The following is a 21,535-nucleotide window of genomic DNA, read 5'->3' on the forward strand; positions in this document are numbered from 1 at the left end:
TTAGCCGGCACGGAAGATCAGGTAATCCTCCCAGTCGTCTTCGGGCACGCTGCCTTCGCTGAGCATGCGTCCGGACTGGGAAATGCGTTCGTGATGCACCGCATCGCGGTCACCGCAGACCAGGTGGTGCCACAGCGGCAGGTCTTTGCGTTCGCTGACCAGGCGGTAGCCGCAGGTCGGCGGCAGCCATTTGAACTGATCAGCCTGGCCCGGGGTGAGCTGGATGCAATCAGGCACCGAGGCGCGACGGTTGGGGTAGTCGGTGCACTGGCAGGTTTTCAGGTCGAGGAGCTTGCAGGCGATACGCGTGTAATAAACGCTGTTGTCATCTTCATCCTCGAGCTTCTGCAGACAGCACAGGCCACAGCCATCGCACAACGACTCCCACTCCTCCTGATCGAGGTGTTCAAGGGTTTTGCGTATCCAGAAAGGTTCGACTTTGGCGGCCATGGCTCTACATCAACATCGTCAGGTGAAAGGCCGTCAGTCTAGTGCCCAAGGCCCCTGGGGCCAAGCGCTTACGACTGGCGGTGTGACAAGACTTGTCAGTGCGGCGGACCCGCAGTAGCTTTGAGCACCGAATTGACGATCAGGAATTGCTCATGACACGTGTTGCCGATTATCCGATTCATCCCCAATTCACCGACCGCTGGTCGCCCCGCGCCTTCACCGGCGAAAGCATCCCGCAGGAGACCCTGCTGAGCTTTTTCGAAGCCGCGCGCTGGGCACCGTCGGCCTACAACTCGCAGCCATGGCGCTTCCTGTATGCACGTCGCGACACGCCAAACTGGGAACGCTTCCTGGGCCTGCTCAATGAATTCAACCGGGGTTGGGCGCAGCACGCATCGGCTTTGGTGATCATTGCTTCGAAAACCGACTTTATCGCCCCTGGCGCCAGCGAAGAAACGCCTGCGCTGTGGCACACCTTTGACACCGGTTCTGCCTGGGGCCACCTGGCACTGCAAGCCAGCCTCGCCGGCTGGCACACCCACGGCATGGCCGGCTTCGATCAGGAGCTGACGCGCAAGGAGCTGAAGATTCCGGAAGGTTATGCGTTGCACGCAGCGGTGGCCGTGGGCAAGCTGGGTGACAAATCGACCTTGCCCGAGTACCTGCAAGGCCGCGAAGCGCCGAGCCCGCGCCGGCCGTTGAGCGAGCTGGTGTCCGAAGGTGACTTCAGCCTCTGACGCTCACGCAATACCCTCTGTGGGAGCAAGCCTGCTCCCACAATTCGCTCCGGGTACGGTCAGTAACCGCGCTCGAAATCCACTTCCCCGCGCAACGCTTCCTTGGCCTGATACGCCCGCAGGTTCTGCACGAACAACCCCACCATCATCGAAGGCGACGTCGGCGCCGAACTGTGTCCGGTCAGCAACAAGCCCCAGGCGGTCCAGAACGGGTGACGTTGCGGCAACGGCTCCTGGCGGCACACGTCGATCACCGCACCGGCCAAGTGCCCTTCTTTCAAGGCGTCGACCAGATCGGCATCCACCACCGCCACGCCGCGCCCGACATTGATGAACAAGGCGGTCGGCTTGAATTGCTTGAACAGCGCTGCGTCGTACAGGTCATGGGTGTTGGGCGTATTGGGCAGCAGGTTGACCACGTAGTCGACCTCCCCCACCAACCGACCCAATTGATCGAGCGCGGCCACTTCTTTAAACGGCGCCTGCTCACGTGCGGTGCTGGCGATACCGTAAAGCTCGACGCCGAACGGCACCAGGAAGTCAGCCACGCTCTGGCCGATATCGCCGGTACCGACCACCAGCACCTTGCGCCCCGCCAGGCTCTGGCCCATGCGGTTGTCCCATTTGCGCTCGACCTGGCTGACCAGCCGCGCCAGCACTTCGCGCTCGTGGCCCAGCATGTAGGTGAGCACAAACTCGGCCATGACCTGGCCAAAGATGCCGACCGCACGGGTCAGGCGATAGTTGCGGGGCAAGCCTTCGGCCAGCAGCGGTGTGATACCCGCCCAGGTCGATTGCAGCCATTGCGGCTGGTAGCCCTGACGCAACAGGGTCGCCAGCAGGTCCGGCTGGCCCAGCCACACCGGGCAATCGGCGGCCAGGCGCGACAGTTCGGCGGAATCACCGCTGGTCAATACCTCAAGGTCCGGAGCCGCGTCACGCAGCAGTTGGGCATAGAGCGGGTGATCCTGTTCAGCAATCAGAACACGCATGGTTCAAACCTTTCAAAAACAGTGCAGACGGCCGCCCGCATCCTTACGGCCACCGCCAACTAATACGAGTCCATGGAAGCAGGTGCCCTGAACAGGGCACTACCGATCAGATCGGGTCGTTGCGGCGCAGCAGCTCTTCGGGCAAGTGTTCGATGTACTCGTCCTCGGCCGGCGGCATTTGCAGGTGGTAGCCCTGCTTGTCGAGGTTTTCCAGGACTTGCACGATGTCTTCCTGTTGCAGCTTGCGCTCAGGCGTCAGCACCAGATCAAAGGCGTGCACCGGCTTGCCGAACACGGTGATCAAACCTTCGGGCACGCGCTCCAGGGCATCGCTTTTGAGTACATAGAGGTACATGCCGGCACGTTTCGGGCTGCGGTAGATGGAGCAAATACGTTTCAAGGCTGTTCTCCGGCAGTGGCCAGGCTGTCGAGCAGCGCCTGGCCCATCAACTCGCGGCGCCAGCCACGCAGCGAGTCTGGCAATTGGTAAGGCCCATCGGGGTAGCCACTTTTAACCAGGGCTTCGAGGGTTTTCTTGCGCAGCATCAGTTCCGGCGCCATGTCCAGGCGTTCGGCGAACGCCTGGCCCAAGGCACGCAGTTCTTTGATCAGCGCGGCAGCATCTACCGGCAGGGGTTCTGCGACGGCAGGCGGCCATTGGTCCATGGGCACGCTACCGGCACGTTTGATCAGGTCCAGCAGGAACTGGCCATCCTGACGCACGGTGCGCGGGTGCATGTCTTCGATCTTGCCCAGCGCGGCGAGGTTATCCGGCTGGGTTTTGGCCAGGGGCCATAGCGAATGTTCGCGAATGATACGGTTGCGCGGCAGGTCACGGGCACGGGCCTGCTGCTCGCGCCAGGCGCACAGTTCACGCAGGACGGCCAGTTGGGCGCGGGACAGTTTCCACGCCAGCTTGGCCTCGCGGTACACCTCGTACGGGTCGACTTCGCGGCGCAGGTTCGCCACCAGTTCGGCGCCGTCTTCCAGCACCCACGCGTACTTGTCATCGGACAAGCGCGGACGCAAGCGGGTATACACCTCGGCCAGGTGCACGGCGTCTTCGGCGGCGTAGCTCACCTGGGTCTCGGACAACGGCCGCTGCAGCCAGTCCGAGCGGGTTTCGCCCTTGGGCAACTCGATATCGAGCACGGTTTGCACCAGGCGCGAGTAGCCCATGGAGAAGCCGAGGTTCAGGTAAGCCGCAGCCAACTGGGTGTCGAACAGCGGCACCGGCAAGCTGCCGGTCAGGCGCAACAACACTTCGAGGTCTTCGCTGCAGGCGTGCACCACCTTGATCACCGCCGGGTTTTCCAGCAAAGCGGCCAACGGTTGCCAATTGTCGATGGTCAGGGGGTCGATCAGGTAAGCGCGTACGCCATCACCAATCTGGATCAGCCCGGCAATGGGATAAAAAGTGTCGACCCGCATGAATTCGGTGTCGAGGGCAACGAATGGCAACTGCTGCCATTCGGCGCAATGCTGGCCGAGGCTATCGTTGTCGCAGATCCAGTGAATATCGATGGCCACACGGCTCTCCCTTGAAGAATGGCGCGCAGTATATATCGCGAAAGGGGCTTGCGAGCATTCGCAGTGCACACACGATCATGAAAACTCCGACAAGAGACGGAGAATAGTCCGACGAGCGGGACTTATCCTCTCTTACGCAGAACGTAGACCCGCCACAATTTGGAGCCCGGGAGGAATTCCTGGTAACTCAGGACTTTGAAACCGGCCTCGCGGAATTCACCTTCCACCGTTTCGCGTGCATTCACCGACACGATCACCGTGTCGCGGCTGACCCGATGAAACTCGCGCAGCAACGTCAAGCGCACTTCACTGTCAAGGACGTGGCGAAACAATTCCAGGCAGAAAATGCAGTCCACCGCATTCGCCGACAGGCCAATGGAAAACGCTGAGCCTTGAAAGGTCTTGATTCGCTTGAGCAGCGCCGCCGGGTGATGGGTGCGCGCGTGGTCGAGCATGTTCTGCGAGTTGTCCGAGGCCAGGATCACCCGGTTGACGTGTTCGCCCAGCACGGGCCAGAACTGCCCCGAGCCACAGGCCAGGTCAAGGATCAGCCCCGGCTCGCCCGCCACCTTCAACGCATGGCGCACCAGCCGAGCCGTGCGCCAGGCAGCCAGGCGCTGCAACAGCCCTGGCGGACGGGTGTCACCGCATACCCGGGCATGTTCACGGTCACAGCGTTCGGTGAATTCGATCTCGATGGAGGATGGTGGTTGTGGCGACATCGCGGGCTCATGTAGGCGAAACGGTAGTGAACGACCTTGATCCGCAGCTTAACCACTGCAACGTGAAAAAAAGGTCGAAACCGTCGTGACCACAAATCCTGTCAGGCCTGGTTCAGGTACCACCGCCAATCCTGCTCACCCACTTCCCCCATGAACTGGCGATATTCGGCGCGCTTGACCGCCAGGAACACCCCAAGGAACTCACTGCCGAATGCCTCTCGCGCCCAACTTGACGCCTCCAACGCACGCAGGGTGGTGAGCCAGTCAGTGGGCAATAGTTCCTTGGCCTGGGCGTAGCCATTGCCTTGCACCGGCGCGCCGGGGTCGCGTTGTTCGCGGATGCCCCGATGGATGCCGGCCAGAATCGCGGCGGCAGCCAGGTAAGGGTTGGCATCGGCGCCGCAGATGCGGTGCTCGATATGCCGCGAGTGCGCCGGGCCACCGGGAACGCGCAGGCTGACGGTACGGTTGTCCACCCCCCAGGTGGCGGCCAGGGGCGCATAGCTGTTGGTCTGGAAACGACGGTAGGAGTTGGCGTTGGGGCAGAACATCAACAGCGAGTCGAGCAAGGTGCTGAGCATGCCGCCCACCGCCTGGCGCAGCAGCGGTGTGCCGTCGGCGGCTTCGCTGGCAAACAGGTTGTTCCCCTGAGCGTCCGCCAGGCTGACGTGCATGTGCATGCCGGTGCCTGCCAGGTTGTCGAACGGCTTGGCCATGAAGCAGGCGGTCATGCCGTGTTTATGGGCCACACCTTTGACCAGGCGTTTATAGCGCACCGCTTCATCCATGGCTTGCAGCGCATCAAAACGATGCTCCAGGGTGATTTCCACCTGGCCTGGGGCGTATTCGGAGATCGCCGTACGCGCCGGGATGCCTTGCAGTTTGCAGGCACTGTAGAGGTCGGCGAGAAACGGCTCGATCTGCTCAAGCTCGCGCAGGCCATACACCTGGGTAGAGCGTGGGCGATTGCCGTCCACATCCCGCGCCGGTTGCGGGCGGCCGTTATTGTCGGGCTTCTGGTCGAGCAGGTAGAACTCCAGCTCCGCCGCCATCACCGGGTAATACCCGTCAGCGTTCAACCCATCGATGACTTTGGCCAGTAAATGCCGAGGGTCGGCCACAGTGGCGGGCAAGCCTTCGGTGGGGTGCATGCTGACCTGCACGGCCGCCGTCGGGATCAGCCGCCATGGCATCCGCTGCAAGCTACCGCTGAGCGGATAGGCGCGGCAGTCGATATCACCGACGTCCCACACCAACCCCGAGTTTTCCACATCATCACCGTTGATGGTCAGGCCGAGGATCGTGCTGGGCAATGGCCGACCACTCTCGTACACCGCCAACAGCTCATCGCGGTGCAGCAACTTGCCGCGCGGTACGCCGTTATTGTCGAGGATAAACAGTTCGAACATCTCGATGTCCGGGTTGTGTTCAAGGAACGCTTGGGCTTCGTGCAAGCCGGCAAAAACACTCATGGCAATTCTCATACGGTTGTATCAGGCAGGCGCACAGGCGCCGCCGTTCAGATGCGCACAGGTGCGCGTCATCCATGGGGCGGATCAACGTACGAGAGGGGTATCGGGTGGGCGGGCATGACGGCAGTGGAACAGTGCCCAGAATGCCAGCTCGGATGGCAGCGCCTCGACGACCGTCGAACCGCTCGGCACCACAGCGCCAGGCGATGTCTCGGGGTGAGTGTCGGGGGAACCATCCATGTGTAAGCCACAGTGAGCTAGAGGCCTGCCAGCGTCACACGCACACAACGGTTGTTCAATTCAGGGTTGGCGGAGTTTGGTTGCAACTCGGCTAAACATTGCTATCCCCCGGCCCGCTGGAAATAATGACGGCCCCGCCCATGCCCCAAGGACTCGACCGCATGAAAGCTCCACTGGCCTTCTGTCTATTGGCAAGTCTGACCTCCTACGCCCTGGCCGATTCGCGCCTGGACGATGTGCTTCAACGCGGCACGCTGGCCGTCTGCACCACCGGCGACTACAAGCCTTACTCCGCGCTGCGCGCCGACGGCGGCTATGAAGGCATCGACATTGCCATGGCCGAATCCTTGGCCAAGAGCCTCAACGCGAAGATCCATTGGGTGCCCACCACCTGGAAAACCCTGATGCCGGACTTCCTCGCCCAACGTTGCGACATCGCCGTGGGCGGCATTTCCGTGTCGCTGGAACGCCAGAAAAAAGCCTTTTTCAGCCAATCGCTGGGCGTCGACGGCAAGATCCCGTTGGTGCGCTGCGCCGATGTGCAACGCTACCAGACCGTCGAGCAGATCAACCAGCCGCAGGTGCGCGTAATCGAGCCCGCCGGCGGCACCAATGAAGTATTTGCCCGTGCCCATCTGGGCCAGGCGCAGATACGCCTGCATGACAATGTGACGATTTTCGATGAACTGCTGGCGGGCAAGGCCGACGTGATGATCACCGATGCCAGCGAAGCGCGTTACCAGCAAAAACAGAAACCCGGGCTGTGCGCGGTCAATCCGCAGCAGCAAATGCAGTACAGCGAAAAAGCCTTCCTGCTGCCCCGCGATGATGTAGCGTGGAAAAGCTACGTCGATCAATGGCTGCACCTGAGCGTGGCCACCGGGGAGTACGAGCGCATCGTCAGTCAATGGCTGGCGGCGCCCTGAGCTACAGCCGTCTACGCTGTTGTCACATCAATAAGAATGAGGACGGGGCATGAAGGGATTACTCAGAATCACCTGGCTGTTGCTGTTGTGTTTCAGCCAGGTGCACGCGGCCACGCAGGACGAGGACGCCCAGGCGGCCAAGCATCTGCTGGAAAAAGCCCTGGCTTACTACCAGAACAACGGCGACAAGGCCTTCGCGGCGTTCAGCCGCCAGGGCGAGTTTATCGACCACGACCGCTACGTATTTGTGGTCGACACCCAGGGTGTGCTGCTGGCCAGCGGCGGGCCTTCCTCCGCCTTGATCGGGCGCGATGTGTCCGAGCTACTCGGCCCGGACCTGCAAGCCTCGTTCAAACAGGCGCTGGCCGTGCCGGAAGGCCAGGGTATCCAGCAGGCCGACTACCGCTGGCAGAACTGGAACGATGGCAAGGTCGAACACAAGCACGTGTTCTATCAGCGCGTGGGCCAGCGCATCCTGGCGGTGGGTTACTACTTGCCACGGGCTACGCCGGAACAGGCGCGAGCATTGCGCGACAAAGCGGTGAAAGCGCTGGTCAAGGATGAGGCCGGTACGCTCAAGGCGATCAACTCACTGGAAGGCGGCTTCCTGCAGGATGATCTGTATGTGTTCATCGTGGACCTGGACACCCGGCGCTATGTGGCCCACGGCACCAACCTGCGGCTGGTCAATACTGACTTCAGCAAGATCAAGGACCCGGACGGCAAGCCCGTCGGCGAGCCGATCCTGCATCTGATGGCCCAACAGGACCAGAGTGAATACAAATACCGCTGGAAAAACCCGGTGACCGACAAGGTCGAGAACAAGCATGCGTACCTGCGCAAGGCCGGGCATTTCATGGTGGCGGTGGGTTACTACAGCCCTTGATCCGGGGTGGAGTGCAATCAAATGTGGGAGCACGCCCTCGCCCACATTTCGCGCTTCATCCTGTCAGTTATCGAGCTTTATCTTCGCGGCCACGCAACAGGCGATTCGGCATCGCAATCGCCGCCGCCAGCCCCAGCAACGACACTGCCGCACTCACCATCAACAGATGCCTGAACGTCACCGCCAACTCGCCGCGCAGGGCATCCCGGGCCGGGCCTGGCGCGGCGTTCAGGCCATCGAGCAACACGTTGCCGGAACTGCCCTCTGCAACCAACGAACCGCTGGCCAGGTGGGCAAAGGTGGAGTCCTGCAACAGCGCCAGCAACAGTGCCGACATACACGCCACCCCAACCGCCCCGCCCAACGAACGGAACAGGTTGGTGGTGCTGGTGGCGACGCCGATGTCCCGTTGTTCAACGGAGTTTTGTGTGCCGACCAGGGAGGTCGGGAACTGCATGCCGGCAGCGATTCCGCACAGCAGCATAAAGATCGCCGTCAGCCCGACCGCCTGCGGTGCGCTGTAGGCCATGCCAAGGATGGCGAAAGGACTCAACAGCGCGCCGGTGAGAATCATCGGTTTATAACGACCGGTCACCGAGGTCATGCGCCCGGCAAAGTAGGCGCCCATCGGCAAGCCCATGGCCAGCGGCAGCAGGTGCAAGGCTGCGCTGTCGGCCCCCGAGCCGGTCACCGTCTGATAACGCAAGGGCATCAATACCGTCAGGGAAATCGCCTGGAAGCTGGTGAAGAAAATCGTGCACCAGCACAGCACCGCGCTGCGGTTGGCGAACAGGTGCATGGGCAGCAACGGCTCGCGTGCGCGGCGTTCGTGCCACACAAATACGCTCAGCGCCACCAACGCACAGGCCAACAACCCCAGCACCTGCTCATCGCGCCAATGATGGCCCTGGCCGATTTCGGTGATGCCCAGCAACAAGGCCGTCAGGCCGATGATCATCAGGACGGTGCCGAGGTAGTCGATGATCGGTGTGCGTTGCGGCACCGGCAGCCCTACCAGCGTGCGATGGGCCACATACCAGGCACCGGCGCCCAGCGGCAGGTTGATCAAAAATACCCAGCGCCAGGACAGATACTCGGTCATATAACCGCCCAACACCGGCCCGGCCACACTCGCCACCGCGTACATGCTGCTGAAATAGCCCTGATAACGCCCCCGCTCGCGAGGTGGGATGATATCGCCGATGATGGCCTGGCTCACCGAGATCATTCCGCCGGCGCCGATGCCCTGGAGAATCCGCGCCAGCACCAGTTGCTCCATGCTTTGCGCCATGCCGCAGAACAATGAGGCCAGGGTGAACACGCCCATGCCGATCAGCATCATCGGCCGCCGCCCGTACAAGTCGCCGAGCTTGCCGTAGATCGGCACCGCCACCGTCATCGCCACCATGTAGCCGGAGATCACCCAGGCCAGCAGGTTGACGTCATGGAACTGCGAGGAAATGGCCGGCATCGACACGGCCACAATGGTCTGGTCCAGGGCGCCGAGGAAGATCGCCATCATCAGGGCGACGAGCACGCTGCGTACGGCGGGAACGGATGGGGCAGGCTGATTCAGGTGGGTCACGGCAGAACCTTCGAGCAGAGCCCGCCAGGCAGGAAAGGCCGGCGGGAATGCTCGATACGATAGCAGGCTACTCGATAGCTTCGTAAGGAAGTCCGACGTAATTTTCTGCGATGGTTTTACGGCCCGCCTGCGAATGGATGAAGTATTCGAGTTCACTCTGTGCAATCCGCTGACTGAAGCCGTCCGCTTCCGGAAACTCATGCAGCATCGAGGTCATCCACCAGGAAAACCGTTCGGCCTTCCAGACGCGACGCAAGCAGATGGCGGAATACTTATCCAGCAAGTCCACCCGCCCTTCGCGGTACACCTTGAGCAAGATCCGATACAACGTACTCACATCACTGGCCGCCAGGTTCAGGCCCTTGGCGCCGGTCGGTGGCACGATGTGCGCGGCATCCCCCAGCAGGAACAGGCGCCCGTACTGCATCGGCTCCACCACGAAGCTGCGCAATGGCGCGATGCTTTTCTCGATCGACGGGCCGGTGACCAACTGTTGCGCAAGCGGACCCGGCAGGCGTTTTTTCAGTTCGTCCCAGAAGCGCTCGTCCGGCCATTCTTCCAGCGATTCGTCCACCGGCACTTGCAGGTAATAGCGGCTGCGGGTCGGTGAACGCATGCTGCACAGGGCGAAGCCGCGCGCGTGTTTGGCGTACACCAGTTCGGCATGGATCGGCGGCGTGTCGGCCAGGATGCCCAGCCAACCGAAGGGGTAGACCCGTTCGAAGACGTTGAGCGATTCGGCCGGAATCGACTGCCGGGCCACGCCGTGGAAACCGTCGCAACCGGCGATGTAGTCGCACTCCAGGCGAAAGGTTTCGCCCTGATGTTCGAAGGTCAGCCAGGGACGTTCACTTTTCAGGTCATGGGGCTGCACATTGGACGCTTCGTACAACGTCACGGCGCCAGCAGCGGCGCGGGCCGCCATGAGATCGCGGGTGACTTCGGTCTGGCCGTAGATCATGACCGATTGGCCATCGGTCAGGGATTTGAGGTCGATGTGGGTCAGCTCGCCATTGAGTGCCAACTCGAAACCATCATGCACCAGCCCTTCGGCGTCCATACGTCGGCTGACGCCCGCCTCGCGCAGCAGGTCGACCATGCCCTGCTCCAGCACCCCGGCGCGGATGCGGCCTTGCACGTAATCGGCACTTTGACGCTCTAGGATGAGGGTCTGGATACCCGCGTTATGCAACAACTGGCCGAGCAACAATCCGGAAGGACCGGCACCGATGATGGCGACTTGAGTATTCAGCGTTTTCATTATTTTTATCACCCGCAGGCTTCACCCGAACTGATCAAGTGAAAGAGTTGTCATTGGTCTTGTGGCTGACATTTTTCACTTGAGCGGGCAGCATAAGAAGGTGAGAACTGCCATAAAGCCTGCGCTTTTTGCCAATTTGGGCGATTACCGCACTACTGTCCTGAGTATCGGATTGAAACCATGACCAATACCGCGATTCCGGTCTTCAAGCTTTACGGGGAAAGCCAGCAATGGCCAACCCCCGATTTGTTGCACTGCGAAACCATTTCCCGAAGGAGTCGGGAATACCAGTGGGAAATCCAACCCCACCGGCACGCGGATCTGTGCCAGTTACTCTACGTCCACAAAGGCCAGGCGCACCTGGAAATCGAAGGCCAACGCACCACGCTCAACGAGGCCACCCTGCAAGTCCTGCCGCCCATGTGTGTGCACGGGTTCAGGTTTGCCGAAGAGGTGGAAGGCTACGTGGTGACTCTGTCGGCGCCATTGGTGAGCCACCTGCAGGCGCAGTTGGGCGCCACGGCCGGAGGCCTGCAGACGCTGGGAAATTATCCGGCAGGTAAAGACGCCGATTACCTCAACGCGCAGTTCGCCCGCCTGCAGGACGAATACGCCGACGAACAACCGGCACGCGAAATGATGATGCATGCTCTGGTCAGCGTGCTGCTGGTGTGGATCAGCCGCCAGGCGATCCAGCGCCGCCATCCGCGCGCGCCCAGGGGCCGCGAGTATTTTCGCCGGTTCACCCAGTTGGTCGAACAGCATTACCGCGAACACCCCAAGATTGAAGACCTGGCTCACAAGCTGGGCATCTCGGTCTCACACCTGAACGGGACGTGTCGGGAATTGGGCGGCCAACCGGCGTTGCAGATCATGCACGACCGCCAGTTGCTGGAAGCCAAGCGCTTGCTGACCTACACCAGCATGACCATCAATGAAATGTCGGAGGTGTTGGGGTTTTCCGACCCAACCAATTTCTCCCGGCTGTTTCGTCGACGGGTCGGGTTCTCGCCCAAGGCGTTTCGCGAGCAATTAAAGGCCGATCAGCCTACCTGAGCGCGCTGAAACTGCCGGTGCGGGGCACGCATTGGTCCTGGTGACAACTGATCGCGAAAGCCGCCGGTTGCAGGCGCGTTTGTTCAACGCGGTAGGCGGCAGTCCCGTACAGCGCGGTGGCGAATGCGCTGAGGGTGAAAATCATCAGGTACTTTCTGGTTTTGATGCTCATGGCACAGACCTCTGAACGGATCTAGACAGTGCTGTTTAAAGCATAGGTCAGTCAGGGCGAGTTGCCATTATCGGGCGTCATTCAATAGATTGATGTCGGTTTACAGGCCGGCATCCCAAGCAGGCTCGTCGGGAAAGCGCAGCACCAGAAAATCCAGCAGGCTGCGCAGGGCCGAGGGCATGTGCTTGCGTGAAGCGTACACCGCGTAAATGCTCAAATGCCGAGGTTCTGCCTGGGGTAGCAAACGCACCAACTCGCCACGGCGCACGTAGTCACCGGCCTGGTAGCTGGGCAGTTGCGACACGCCCGCCCCGGCCAGGGTCGCACGCAACAGGGTGCTGGATTCGTTGGCAGTGATGTTGCCCTGCACCGGTACCGAGACATGCTCGCCTCCCTCTTCGAAATGCCACAGGCTTTTGCCGAAATAAGAGTGGGTCAAGCAGTTGTGGCGGGCCAGGTCCTCGACCTTCTGCGGGGCGGGGTGCTCCAGCAAGTAGGCTGGTGAAGCACACACCACGGAGCGACAGACGGTCAGGCGCCGGGCAATCAGGTTCGGGTCCAGGTCATTACTGATGCGGATCGCTACGTCGATGCGTTCGTCCACCAGGTTCACGGTACGGTCGAGCATTTGCATATCCACCGTCACCAAGGGGTAGCGCTTGACGTACTCGGCGATGGCGTCCGCCAATTGCGCCTGGCCGAACGAGGTGCTGACACTCAAACGCAACAGGCCACGGGGTGCCTCATCGGGCTCGCTGACGGCGGCTTGCATGTCGCAGCACAGCTCCAGCAATTGCCGGCAACGCGGCAGAGTTTCACTGCCGGCGGCGGTCAGGCTCAGCTTGCGCGTGGTGCGGTGCAGCAGGCGCGCGCCGACCCAGTCTTCCAGTACGGCCAAATAGCGCGACACCACCGGGCGCGACAGGTCCAGATGGTCGGCGGCGGCGGATTGGCTGCCCAAGTCCACCACCGTCACAAACACGCGCATTGCTTGAAGACGATCCATGATTTGCCCGATTTTAGAAACAAACTATGTCCAAGCATCGCATTTTTTGTTGCGTTTGGTGCAACTAAGCTCTGTACATCCCTTACCGATGGCAGGAGCTGCCCGATGTTTTCAACCTTCAAACGCTTGACCCTGGCCACCGCCGCCCTGGCCTTTGCAGCCCACGCGGCAGCGGCAGACCTCAAACTCGACGTGTACAACCCAGGCGAAGCGGCGATCTTCCCGGTCAGCTCGGTGCTGGTCAGCGGAGCCAAAGACGCGATCCTGGTGGATGCGCAATTCGGCAAAGGCCAGGCTGAGCAACTGGTGCAGAAAATTCGCGCCAGCGGCAAACACCTGACCACCATCTACATCAGCCACGGCGACCCGGACTACTACTTCGGCCTCGATACCCTGACCGCGGCCTTCCCCGACGCCAAGGTGCTGGCGCCGCAACCGGTGGTCGACCACATCAAGGCCACCGTGGCCGGCAAACTGGCATTCTGGGGTCCGAAAATGGGCGCCGACAAACCGGCCAAAACCCTCGTGCCGCAAGTGCTTGAAGGCCACAGCCTGACGCTTGAAGGTGAGCAACTGGAAGTCGTCGGCCTGGACGGCCCGCAGCCGGATCGCAGCTTTGTGTGGATCCCGTCGATCAAGGCCGTCGTCGGTGGCGTGGTCGTGGCAGAAAACATCCACGTGTGGATGGCCGACACCCAGAGCGCCCAGTCCCACAAAGATTGGCTGGCGACCCTGCAACGCATCGAACAACTGAAACCGCACACGGTGATTCCGGGTCACTACCTGGGCAGCCCATCGCTCGAATCCGTGGCGTTTACCGCTGACTACATCAAAGCCTTCGATATCGAGACGGCCAAGGCCAAGGACTCCGCCGCCCTGATCGCAGCCATGAAGAAGCGTTACCCGCCCCTCGCCGACGAAAGTTCGCTGGAACTGAGCGCCAAAGTCGCCAAGGGCGAAATGAAGTGGTGATTGGTTTTTAAACCCTGATCGTACTGGAGAATGTCATGAGCAAGATTGCAATCATTGGGGCCACCGGCCGTGCCGGTAGCCAACTGCTGGAAGAAGCGCTGCGCCGTGGACATACCGTCACCGCCATCGCTCGTAATACCGACAAACTGACGGCGCGCCCGGGCGTGACCGTCAAGCAAGTCGACGCCCTGGATGCCAACGCCCTGCAACAGGCGGTGAGCGGCAATGACGTGGTGATCAGTGCCGCGCACTTCTCCACCCTGCCCGCCAGTGCCGTGATCGGCCCGGTGAAAAAGGCCGGCGTGAAACGCCTGCTGGTGGTAGGTGGTGCTGGTTCGTTGCTGCTGCCGGGTGGCGGGCGCGTGATCGACAGCCCGGGCTTCCCTGCCGAATACAAAGCTGAAGCCAGCGCGGGCGCGGAGTTTCTCGACGCACTGCGCCAGGAGAAAGAATTGGATTGGACGTTCCTGTCGCCATCGGCGGAGTTCGTGGAAACCGAGCGCACCGGGAAATTCCGCTTGGGCCAGGATGATTTGCTGGTGAGCAGCGAAGGCCGCAGTTGGATCAGCTTCGCTGACTTCGCTATCGCCTTGATCGACGAAGTTGAATCACCGAAGCACTCCCGCCAGCGCTTCACCGTCGGCTACTGATCTGCGGGAGGGGCAAGCTTTACAGCTGTAGGCGCGAGCTTGCTCGCGCCTACCAAAAGCCTTAACCCCGCCTCCCACATTGCGCCTGGCTCACCAGCCAACTCATCAATGCTTCCAGCCCTGGCGAGGGCTCGGCTCCCGCTGGATATACCAGGTAATACGCCATCCCCGTCGGTACCTTCAATTCAAACGGCGTCGCCAAGCGCCCCGCTTTCAGATCTTCGCCAATCAGCGCGCTGTCGCCGATCGCCACGCCTGAACCTTGTGACGCCACCGTCATGGCCAAATCCAGCGTCTCGAAATGATGCCCCTGGGCCAGATTGCTCAACCGCGTATTCGCCGCTTTCAACCACAACGCCCAATCCCGCCCGTCCCGCGTGGGGTGCAGCAGCACCTGGTGCTGCAAGTCCGCCGGTGTCTGCAAACCAGCGAGCAAGACAGGTGCGCAGACCGGCGTGAGCTGCTCATCAAACAAGTGCCGCGCCTCGGCGGATTGCTCGGCAATGGGCGCATAGACCACCGCGGCGTCGAATGACTCGCGACGAAAGTCCACGGTGTAGGCCACGGAGGTGGTGAGTTCCACCGGCACATCCGGACGTTCACGCTGCCATTGCATCAGGCGCGGCAGCAGCCACCGCATGGCACAGGTGGGCGCTTTGAGTTGCAGGGTTTCCCGACGATCGCCGATCTGCTCCAGCGCGTCCGAGATCAAGCCAAACACCTGCTGCACACGCAGGGACCATTCCCGCCCCTCTTCGGTCAGGCTCAAGCCCCGCGCCTGGCGCCGGAACAAGGCGTAGCCCAAATGGCTCTCCAGCCCGGCAATCTGCCGGCTCACCGCGCCTTGGGTGATATGCAATTGCTCGGCGGCGCGGGTGAAATTGCAGCACTGGGCGGTGACCCAAAATGTGTGCAAGGCGGGCAGCGGAGGAAGACGTTTCATTGCAGTGAGCCATGACGTGAGGACATGGCCAGTATGACTTTTTATCGATTGTTGCCGCTACCGCCGAGCCGCTCCAATACCGCCTCGAATCCCTGACAAGAGCGACATGTATGGCGACCTGCGGCGAAGTATTGGTCAACCTCCTGGAACGCTACGGTGTGGACCAGGTGTTCGGTATTCCCGGCGTGCACACCGTGGAGCTGTACCGTGGCCTGGCGCGTTCCGGCATCCGTCACGTCACCCCGCGCCATGAACAGGGTGCCGGGTTTATGGCGGATGGTTATGCGCGTACCCGCGGCAAGCCCGGCGTGTGCTTCATCATCACCGGCCCCGGCATGACCAATATCACCACCGCCATGGGCCAAGCCTATGCGGACTCGATCCCGATGCTGGTGATTTCCAGCGTGCAATCGCGCAGTCAATTGGGCGGCGGGCGCGGCAAGTTGCATGAGTTACCGAACCAGAGCGCAATGATCGCGGGCGTGGCGGCGTTCTCCCATACCTTGATGTCGGCCGCAGAATTGCCGGGCGTACTGGCGCGGGCCTTTGCAGTGTTCCAGGCCGGTCGACCGCGCCCCGTACACATCGAAATCCCGCTGGATGTGCTGGTGGAAAACGCCGATGCGTTGCTGGGCTGTGAGCCTGTCAGCGTGGCCCGGGCCGGCGCGGCGCCGTCGTCGGTCAAGCAAATGGGCCAATTGCTTGCCGCAGCAAAACGCCCTTTGATCCTGGCGGGTGGCGGCGCCATTGGGGGCGCGCCTGAGTTGACGCGCCTGGCCGAAACCCTCGGTGCACCGGTAGCACTGACCATCAATGCCAAGGGCATGCTGCCCTCCTCTCATCCACTGCTGATCGGCTCGACCCAGACCCTGGCCGCCACACGCGCGCTGGTGGCCGAAGCCGACGTGGTGCTGGCCATCGGCACCGAACTGGCGGAAACCGACTACGACGTGACCTTTGCCGGCGGCTTCGAGATCCCGGGCGCGCTGCTGCGTATCGATATCGACGCCGACCAGACCGTGCGCAACTACCCGCCACGGGTGGCACTGGTGGCCGACGCGCAAATGGCCGCCGCCGCGTTGCTGGACGACTTGCACAGCCGGCCATTGCCGGCTCGCGATTCGACCTGGGGCAGGCAACGAGTCGCCCGTCTGTGGGCCGAACTGACGCCGGCGTGGGATGCCGCCACTCGCGCACAGACTCTGTTCCTCAACACGATTCTGGATGAACTGCCTGGCGCCGTGCTGGTGGGCGATTCCACCCAACCGGTGTACAGCGGCAACCTGACCCTGAACCTCGACCATCCACGTCGCTGGTTCAATTCCTCCACCGGCTACGGCACCCTGGGCTATGCCTTGCCGGCCGCTATCGGCGCCTGGCTGGGACGTGGCGACGGGCAGCCAGTGGTGTGCCTGATCGGCGATGGCGGCCTCCAGTTCAGCCTGCCGGAACTGGCCAGTGCAGTGGAGGCCCGTACGCCGATCATTGTGCTGCTGTGGAATAACCAGGGTTACGAAGAGATCAAGAAATACATGGTCAACCGCGCCATAGAACCGGTGGGCGTAGACATCTATACGCCGGACTTTATCGGCGTGGCCAAAGCCTTGGGCTGTGCTGCCGAAAGCGCCCACGGCATTGCGCCGTTGCGGGCGGCATTGCGCGCCGCCATGGACCGCCAGGGCCCGACGCTGATTGAAGTCGACCAGGCCCTGTGGACGCAGGGGGTGGCGGAATAAGTGGGGACTGCACGGTGTCTGCATTGAGACTACGTGACGCACCGGCGATAGCGCACAGGCGGAGACTGACGTCGTGTTAGCAACATTATTTGTCCCACACCAAACATAGAAACGGCCTACAGAGCTTTCTATTGGCACGCTCGTTCCGTTAAGCTTTTGTGCAGTCTTGTACTGAGTTCGGTACAACGGGTTTACGGACGAAACCGATGCTAAACAGTAACTTGCTCAGAAAGCTCGATATGCAAGACTTGATGGTATTTATCGCCGTCTATGACCAGAGCAGCGTTACCGAGGTATCCGAAACGCTGTTCGTCAGTCAGTCCACCGTGAGCTACAGCCTGAAGAAGCTGCGCACCAGCTTTGAAGACGAGCTGTTTATCAACACGCGGGCCGGCATGCGCCCGACCTACAAGGCCACCACCATGTATGGCCATGTGCGCAAGATCCTGGAAAGCATCAACCTGTGCCACGCCGGTGGCCAGGCCTTCGACCCGAAGCAAAAGGCCGCTTCGACCTGGTGATGGCGTCGGCCCACACGTGCACCGTGCCCATGACGAACCGGTGGGTATGTGCCGACCTGGCGTTGCTATAAGCCTTAGCCGATCGCGACTTTGCTGTAGGACTCGCGATCCATGTCCACCAATTGCACACTGAACTGGACCTGCAGGTCCGCCGGCCATTCGCTCAGGTCCTGCAATGCCGCCAACAGGCTTTGCGACAACTGCTGCTTGATCTGCGGCGACCGCCCGCTGAGCAGTGACAGCTTCACCGCGATAAAACCGCGGGGGCTGAGGGAGGTGCCGACCTGGAAATGTTCCACCTTCACTGCGCGGCTCTTGATATCGAACTCGGACGCAAACTGCCCGGACGCCATCAGCACGTTGTTGAGCCGCAACAGGGTTTTCTCGACAGGCAGGTCTGTGAGGTTGGCGGTGTATTCCAGATGCAGGTGCGGCATTAAAAGCTCCCAATGGTTGTAGGAAAAGAGTCATACATATAGCACGCAGCCGGGCTGATTCAGAGCGCTTTCAGTGTGAAACTTCTGCCACGCTGCGCAGCGAACGATTCTCCCAAAATGCCACGATTACCAGGATCGCCGTGGTCAGTGCCCCCAGCACCAACGCCGAAAACACCTGTTGCCAGCCCAGCGGTAACAACACCAGCAACATCAACACGCCGCCCAGGTGCGAGAGCGGTGGCAACGGCCGGCTGGTCATCACCCATTTGAACAACGCACTGCCTAGCAGAAACACCCCCGGACCCGCGATGATCGCCAGCACGCCCGCCTGGCTAGCATGCCCGGGGTGCACCAGCACCAGCTCGTCGGCCACCGCGCTGACAATGATCCCCGCCACGATCAACACGTGCAGGTAGGTGTAGGCGATCCGTGCCTGTCGGCCTGGGTCGGCGGAACTGGCAATTCGGTGATGAGCGCGTTCGGCACCGCTGTCAAAATAGATCCACCACAGGGCGATACTGCCCACCACGGCCACCAGGAAGGCGCCGAAACCTTCGACACTCCAAGGCAACTCGGCGAAGGTGGCGCCGGTCACCAGCAGTGATTCCCCGAGGGCAATGATCACAAACAGGCCGCAGCGTTCGGCCATGTGACTGCCTTCCACATTCCAGTCCGCCAGCGTCGAACGCCCAAGCCCCGGCACCCAGAAATACACCGACGGGGATATCAGCTCGATCAATAGCGCCAGCGCCCAGCAGGCCAGGCGCTGCTCGCCCTCCAGCAACGCTCCGGTCAGCCAGAACACACCGGAGCAGAGCATCCACACCAGAATCCGCTGGAAATTGCGGATCATGTTCAGTGACTCGCCACGCACGGCCCACAAGGCAAACAGCGTACGGCCCACTTGCATGCAGACGTAGGCGCCGGCGAATAACAGCCCTCGGTCCGTAAAGGCCTTGGGGATTGATGACGACAGCAACAGACCGGCTACCATCAAGCCGAACAGGCCGAGGCGCACAGGGATTTTTTCCGGGTCGAGCCAGTTGGTGACCCACGAAGTGAAGATCCACACCCACCACACCGCGACCATCATCAGCGCCACCTGCACCGCGCCAACCAAGGTCAGGTGGGCCAGCAGCGAATGGGACAGTTGGGTCACGGCAAACACAAACACCAGGTCGAAGAACAACTCGACCATGCCGACCTTGCCACTGTCCTGACTGCCGCGCCCACGTAGTAACGAACGGGGTAAGGTCATCGGTGCTTCTCCCTGAAGGGTTGACTCAAGATTTTGGCGGCGGCTCCGCCAGCAAGCCTCGCTCACTCATGAAAGCTTCCAGGCGCGAGCGCATCCAGCGTTCCGCCGGGTCGGTATCGACATGGCTGAGCCAGACCATGGACAGGTCCAGGGTCGGGGTTTCAAACGGAAACGGCTCGCAGAACAGATGCCCGCCGGCGGCCATGGCCTGGGCGGTGTAGTCCGGGAGGCTGGCGATCATGTCGGTGCCGGCGAGCAATGCCGGCAGCGCGCTGTATTGCGGCACCGACAGCACCACCTGGCGCTTGCGGCCAATCTCCGCCAGCCATTCATCGGCAAACCCGGACACGTTGGCGGTATGGGACACCAGCACATGGGGCCGTGCGCAATATTCGTCGAGGGTCAGCGGTGTGTCCGAAGCATCGGCGCGCAACAGGCACGGGCGGATATGCCGCAACAGTTTACGTTTGGCGTTGGCCGGCAGGCCGCGGGTCTGGGTGATGCCGACCGTGATATCACCGGAAGCCAGCAAGTCCGGGATACGCCAGTAATCCACATGCTGCACCACAAACACCACCGATGGCGCTTCCTGGCGCAACGCCCGCAGCAACGGCGGCAGCAGGCCGAACTCGACGTCGTCGGACAGGCCGATGCGAAAGGTCATGGTGCTCAGGGAGGGGTCGAAATCGTGGGTCAGGCTCAAGGCCGACGACAGCGAATCCAGGGCCGGCGACAGGTGCTGGATGATCTCCTCGGCCCGCGCCGTCGGTTCCATGCGGTGACCGACGCGTATGAACAGCGGGTCATTGAACAAGGTGCGTAAACGGTTGAGGGCCGAACTGATGGTCGGCTGGCCGAGAAACAGCTTCTCCGCCACCCGTGTCACGTTGCGCTCGAGCATCAGTGCTTCGAAGACCACCATCAGGTTGATGTCGGCCTTGCGTAGTTCATTACGATTCATCGGCGCCTGCCCCTTTCCCCAAGACATCGCGCAGTTTAGAAAGCCCATGGGCCTGCGTCTATGTGAACACTGTTCATCGAACGGCTTTGGGACTATAAATCAGCTCTTGAAGGTCACAGGAACACCATCGTGCTGGTCATTATCGCCTTGGCCATTGTCGTGGCCGGGTTCTGTCTCTGGGTTGTCCGCCTCATCGCCAACCCCACCGTGAGGACATTGCTGCGCGTATTTATCGGCTTGTGCCTGGCGACGGTGATCGCCTATATGGTACTGGCGGCGGGGTTTCCGACGTCGCTGCTGGTTTAATCTCAAATGGCCTCAACCTGGTTGAGAGCAAGGACTGCCAAGCATGAAATTCGCCTACACCATTATCTATGTGCCGGACGTTGCCGCCTCCCTGGCATTCTTTGAAATAGCCTTCGGCTTCAGTCGCCGTTTCCTGCACGAGTCAGGCACCTATGGCGAGCTGGAGACCGGCGACACCACCCTTTCGTTTGCCGCGCATGAATTGGCGGACATGAATTTCGACGGCGGCCATGTGCAGGCCCACGCCTCACGCAAACCTTTGGGGATGGAGGTGGGTTTCATCACCGAAGACGTGTTTATCGCCCACGCCAGAGCCCTCGCACAAGGTGCAATAGAGCTGTCGCCACCGAGCACGAAGCCCTGGGGGCAAGTGGTGTCTTATGTGCGTTGCCCGGATGGAACGCTGGTGGAGTTGTGCACCCCGATCCATTGATCGGGTGCACCTGTTCAGGGTTTGAGCGGACGCTCCTGATCAAGCTCGGACAGTTCCGTACCGTCATCAGGATGCTTCCAGGTCTGGGGTTTTTCCTCACGCGGCTGCCGGGGTTGTTCATGCTCCGGCTCGTCGCGCTTCTTCTGCTCATGATCCATAGCCACCTCCCGTCCGTAAGAATGGGTCACCTGTGCAGCATAGAACAAGGTGAGCACTTTGGTCGCCCGCTCCCCTTTGATAACTTTCATGCATCAATTCATCCAAATAACTCACTTATCATTTC

The 21,535-nt window shown here is 61.3% G+C and carries 24 protein-coding genes and 1 pseudogene; 10 read left to right on the plus strand and 15 right to left on the minus strand.

Going from position 1 to position 21,535, the window contains the following annotated elements; genetic code table 11:
• Nucleotides 1-450 carry a YcgN family cysteine cluster protein gene (locus EXW71_RS17970; protein ID WP_003172524.1) on the minus strand — a complete coding sequence of 150 codons (450 nt, stop codon included), beginning with the start codon at nt 448-450 and terminating at the stop codon, nt 1-3.
• A 152-nt stretch (nt 451-602) separates the two neighbouring features.
• Here EXW71_RS17970 and EXW71_RS17975 point away from each other — a divergent pair, with 152 nt between their 5' ends.
• Nucleotides 603-1,187: a nitroreductase family protein gene (locus tag EXW71_RS17975; protein WP_134657927.1), complete on the plus strand. Its 585-nt coding sequence runs from the start codon at nt 603-605 to the stop codon at nt 1,185-1,187.
• A gap of 59 nt (nt 1,188-1,246) precedes the next feature.
• On the opposite strand, the gene EXW71_RS17980 is transcribed toward EXW71_RS17975, so the two are convergent.
• The 5 genes from EXW71_RS17980 to EXW71_RS18000 form a co-directional block, all read right to left on the minus strand.
• Entirely contained in the window at nt 1,247-2,179 is a 933-nt protein-coding gene (locus EXW71_RS17980; RefSeq protein WP_134657928.1) for a D-2-hydroxyacid dehydrogenase, read from the minus strand.
• A gap of 106 nt (nt 2,180-2,285) precedes the next feature.
• Nucleotides 2,286-2,579: a YcgL domain-containing protein gene (locus tag EXW71_RS17985; RefSeq protein WP_123715069.1), complete on the minus strand. Its 294-nt coding sequence runs from the start codon at nt 2,577-2,579 to the stop codon at nt 2,286-2,288.
• Nucleotides 2,576-3,709, minus strand: a complete 1,134-nt coding sequence (gene rnd, locus EXW71_RS17990) for a ribonuclease D (RefSeq protein WP_123715068.1) — start codon at nt 3,707-3,709, stop codon at nt 2,576-2,578. The genes EXW71_RS17985 and rnd overlap by 4 nt, the downstream gene beginning before the upstream one ends.
• Nucleotides 3,710-3,831: 122 nt before the next feature.
• Entirely contained in the window at nt 3,832-4,431 is a 600-nt protein-coding gene (locus EXW71_RS17995; RefSeq protein ID WP_123715067.1) for a class I SAM-dependent methyltransferase, read from the minus strand.
• Between the two features lie 101 nt (nt 4,432-4,532).
• A complete protein-coding gene (locus EXW71_RS18000; protein ID WP_134657929.1) occupies nt 4,533-5,903 on the minus strand; it encodes a glutamine synthetase family protein in 1,371 nt (456 codons plus the stop codon).
• Nucleotides 5,904-6,304: 401 nt separating this feature from the next.
• Here EXW71_RS18000 and EXW71_RS18005 point away from each other — a divergent pair, with 401 nt between their 5' ends.
• Nucleotides 6,305-7,069, plus strand: a complete 765-nt coding sequence (locus EXW71_RS18005) for a transporter substrate-binding domain-containing protein (protein ID WP_134657930.1) — start codon at nt 6,305-6,307, stop codon at nt 7,067-7,069.
• A 49-nt stretch (nt 7,070-7,118) separates the two neighbouring features.
• Nucleotides 7,119-7,955 carry a cache domain-containing protein gene (locus EXW71_RS18010; RefSeq protein ID WP_134657931.1) on the plus strand — a complete coding sequence of 279 codons (837 nt, stop codon included), beginning with the start codon at nt 7,119-7,121 and terminating at the stop codon, nt 7,953-7,955.
• Between the two features lie 67 nt (nt 7,956-8,022).
• On the opposite strand, the gene EXW71_RS18015 is transcribed toward EXW71_RS18010, so the two are convergent.
• Together EXW71_RS18015 and pobA are read right to left on the minus strand one after the other, a co-directional pair.
• Nucleotides 8,023-9,540, minus strand: a complete 1,518-nt coding sequence (locus tag EXW71_RS18015) for an MDR family MFS transporter (protein WP_134657932.1) — start codon at nt 9,538-9,540, stop codon at nt 8,023-8,025.
• A gap of 67 nt (nt 9,541-9,607) precedes the next feature.
• On the minus strand, nt 9,608-10,792 hold the full coding sequence (gene pobA / locus EXW71_RS18020) for a 4-hydroxybenzoate 3-monooxygenase (RefSeq protein ID WP_372241335.1): 1,185 nt from the start codon (nt 10,790-10,792) through the stop codon (nt 9,608-9,610).
• Nucleotides 10,793-10,981: 189 nt separating this feature from the next.
• Here pobA and EXW71_RS18025 point away from each other — a divergent pair, with 189 nt between their 5' ends.
• A complete protein-coding gene (locus EXW71_RS18025; protein WP_123715058.1) occupies nt 10,982-11,857 on the plus strand; it encodes a helix-turn-helix domain-containing protein in 876 nt (291 codons plus the stop codon).
• On the opposite strand, the gene EXW71_RS18030 is transcribed toward EXW71_RS18025, so the two are convergent.
• Entirely contained in the window at nt 11,850-12,029 is a 180-nt protein-coding gene (locus EXW71_RS18030) for a hypothetical protein (RefSeq protein WP_134657934.1), read from the minus strand. The two genes, EXW71_RS18025 and EXW71_RS18030, sit on opposite strands and share 8 nt — an antisense overlap.
• A 100-nt stretch (nt 12,030-12,129) precedes the next feature.
• Nucleotides 12,130-13,035 carry a LysR family transcriptional regulator gene (locus EXW71_RS18035; RefSeq protein WP_134657935.1) on the minus strand — a complete coding sequence of 302 codons (906 nt, stop codon included), beginning with the start codon at nt 13,033-13,035 and terminating at the stop codon, nt 12,130-12,132.
• Between the two features lie 105 nt (nt 13,036-13,140).
• Between EXW71_RS18035 and EXW71_RS18040 the strand changes: the two genes are divergently transcribed.
• A complete protein-coding gene (locus tag EXW71_RS18040) occupies nt 13,141-14,007 on the plus strand; it encodes an MBL fold metallo-hydrolase (RefSeq protein ID WP_134657936.1) in 867 nt (288 codons plus the stop codon).
• A 35-nt stretch (nt 14,008-14,042) separates the two neighbouring features.
• Complete coding sequence (locus EXW71_RS18045; protein WP_134657937.1) at nt 14,043-14,657, plus strand: NAD(P)-dependent oxidoreductase; 615 nt, start codon at nt 14,043-14,045, stop codon at nt 14,655-14,657.
• 61 nt (nt 14,658-14,718) lie between these two features.
• Here EXW71_RS18045 and EXW71_RS18050 read toward each other — a convergent pair whose 3' ends face one another.
• Nucleotides 14,719-15,600: a LysR substrate-binding domain-containing protein gene (locus EXW71_RS18050; protein ID WP_134657938.1), complete on the minus strand. Its 882-nt coding sequence runs from the start codon at nt 15,598-15,600 to the stop codon at nt 14,719-14,721.
• Nucleotides 15,601-15,710: 110 nt separating this feature from the next.
• Here EXW71_RS18050 and EXW71_RS18055 point away from each other — a divergent pair, with 110 nt between their 5' ends.
• Both EXW71_RS18055 and EXW71_RS18060 read left to right on the plus strand, forming a co-directional pair.
• Nucleotides 15,711-17,336 (plus strand): 5-guanidino-2-oxopentanoate decarboxylase, encoded by a 1,626-nt coding sequence (locus EXW71_RS18055; protein ID WP_134657939.1) that lies wholly within the window; start codon nt 15,711-15,713, stop codon nt 17,334-17,336.
• Between the two features lie 206 nt (nt 17,337-17,542).
• A pseudogene (locus EXW71_RS18060) lies at nt 17,543-17,848 on the plus strand (LysR family transcriptional regulator); the annotation flags it as partial.
• 83 nt (nt 17,849-17,931) lie between these two features.
• On the opposite strand, the gene EXW71_RS18065 reads toward EXW71_RS18060, so the two are convergent.
• The 3 genes from EXW71_RS18065 to EXW71_RS18075 form a co-directional block, all read right to left on the minus strand.
• Nucleotides 17,932-18,294 carry a 5-carboxymethyl-2-hydroxymuconate Delta-isomerase gene (locus EXW71_RS18065; protein ID WP_123715051.1) on the minus strand — a complete coding sequence of 121 codons (363 nt, stop codon included), beginning with the start codon at nt 18,292-18,294 and terminating at the stop codon, nt 17,932-17,934.
• 70 nt (nt 18,295-18,364) lie between these two features.
• Complete coding sequence (locus EXW71_RS18070; RefSeq protein ID WP_134657940.1) at nt 18,365-19,552, minus strand: low temperature requirement protein A; 1,188 nt, start codon at nt 19,550-19,552, stop codon at nt 18,365-18,367.
• A gap of 25 nt (nt 19,553-19,577) precedes the next feature.
• On the minus strand, nt 19,578-20,513 hold the full coding sequence (locus tag EXW71_RS18075) for a LysR substrate-binding domain-containing protein (protein ID WP_134657941.1): 936 nt from the start codon (nt 20,511-20,513) through the stop codon (nt 19,578-19,580).
• A gap of 129 nt (nt 20,514-20,642) precedes the next feature.
• Here EXW71_RS18075 and EXW71_RS28810 point away from each other — a divergent pair, with 129 nt between their 5' ends.
• Together EXW71_RS28810 and EXW71_RS18080 are read left to right on the plus strand one after the other, a co-directional pair.
• On the plus strand, nt 20,643-20,819 hold the full coding sequence (locus EXW71_RS28810) for a hypothetical protein (protein WP_167659651.1): 177 nt from the start codon (nt 20,643-20,645) through the stop codon (nt 20,817-20,819).
• 43 nt (nt 20,820-20,862) lie between these two features.
• The gene (locus tag EXW71_RS18080) at nt 20,863-21,252 is read left to right on the plus strand and encodes a VOC family protein (protein ID WP_134657942.1); all 390 of its coding nucleotides are present in this window, start codon (nt 20,863-20,865) and stop codon (nt 21,250-21,252) included.
• A 14-nt stretch (nt 21,253-21,266) separates the two neighbouring features.
• Here the strand turns inward: EXW71_RS18080 and EXW71_RS18085 are convergent, their stop codons facing one another.
• On the minus strand, nt 21,267-21,500 hold the full coding sequence (locus EXW71_RS18085; protein ID WP_123715047.1) for a hypothetical protein: 234 nt from the start codon (nt 21,498-21,500) through the stop codon (nt 21,267-21,269).
• Nucleotides 21,501-21,535: the final 35 nt, after the last annotated feature.

The sequence above is a fragment of the Pseudomonas sp. BCA17 genome (genome assembly GCF_004519405.1).
Lineage (GTDB): Bacteria > Pseudomonadota > Gammaproteobacteria > Pseudomonadales > Pseudomonadaceae > Aquipseudomonas.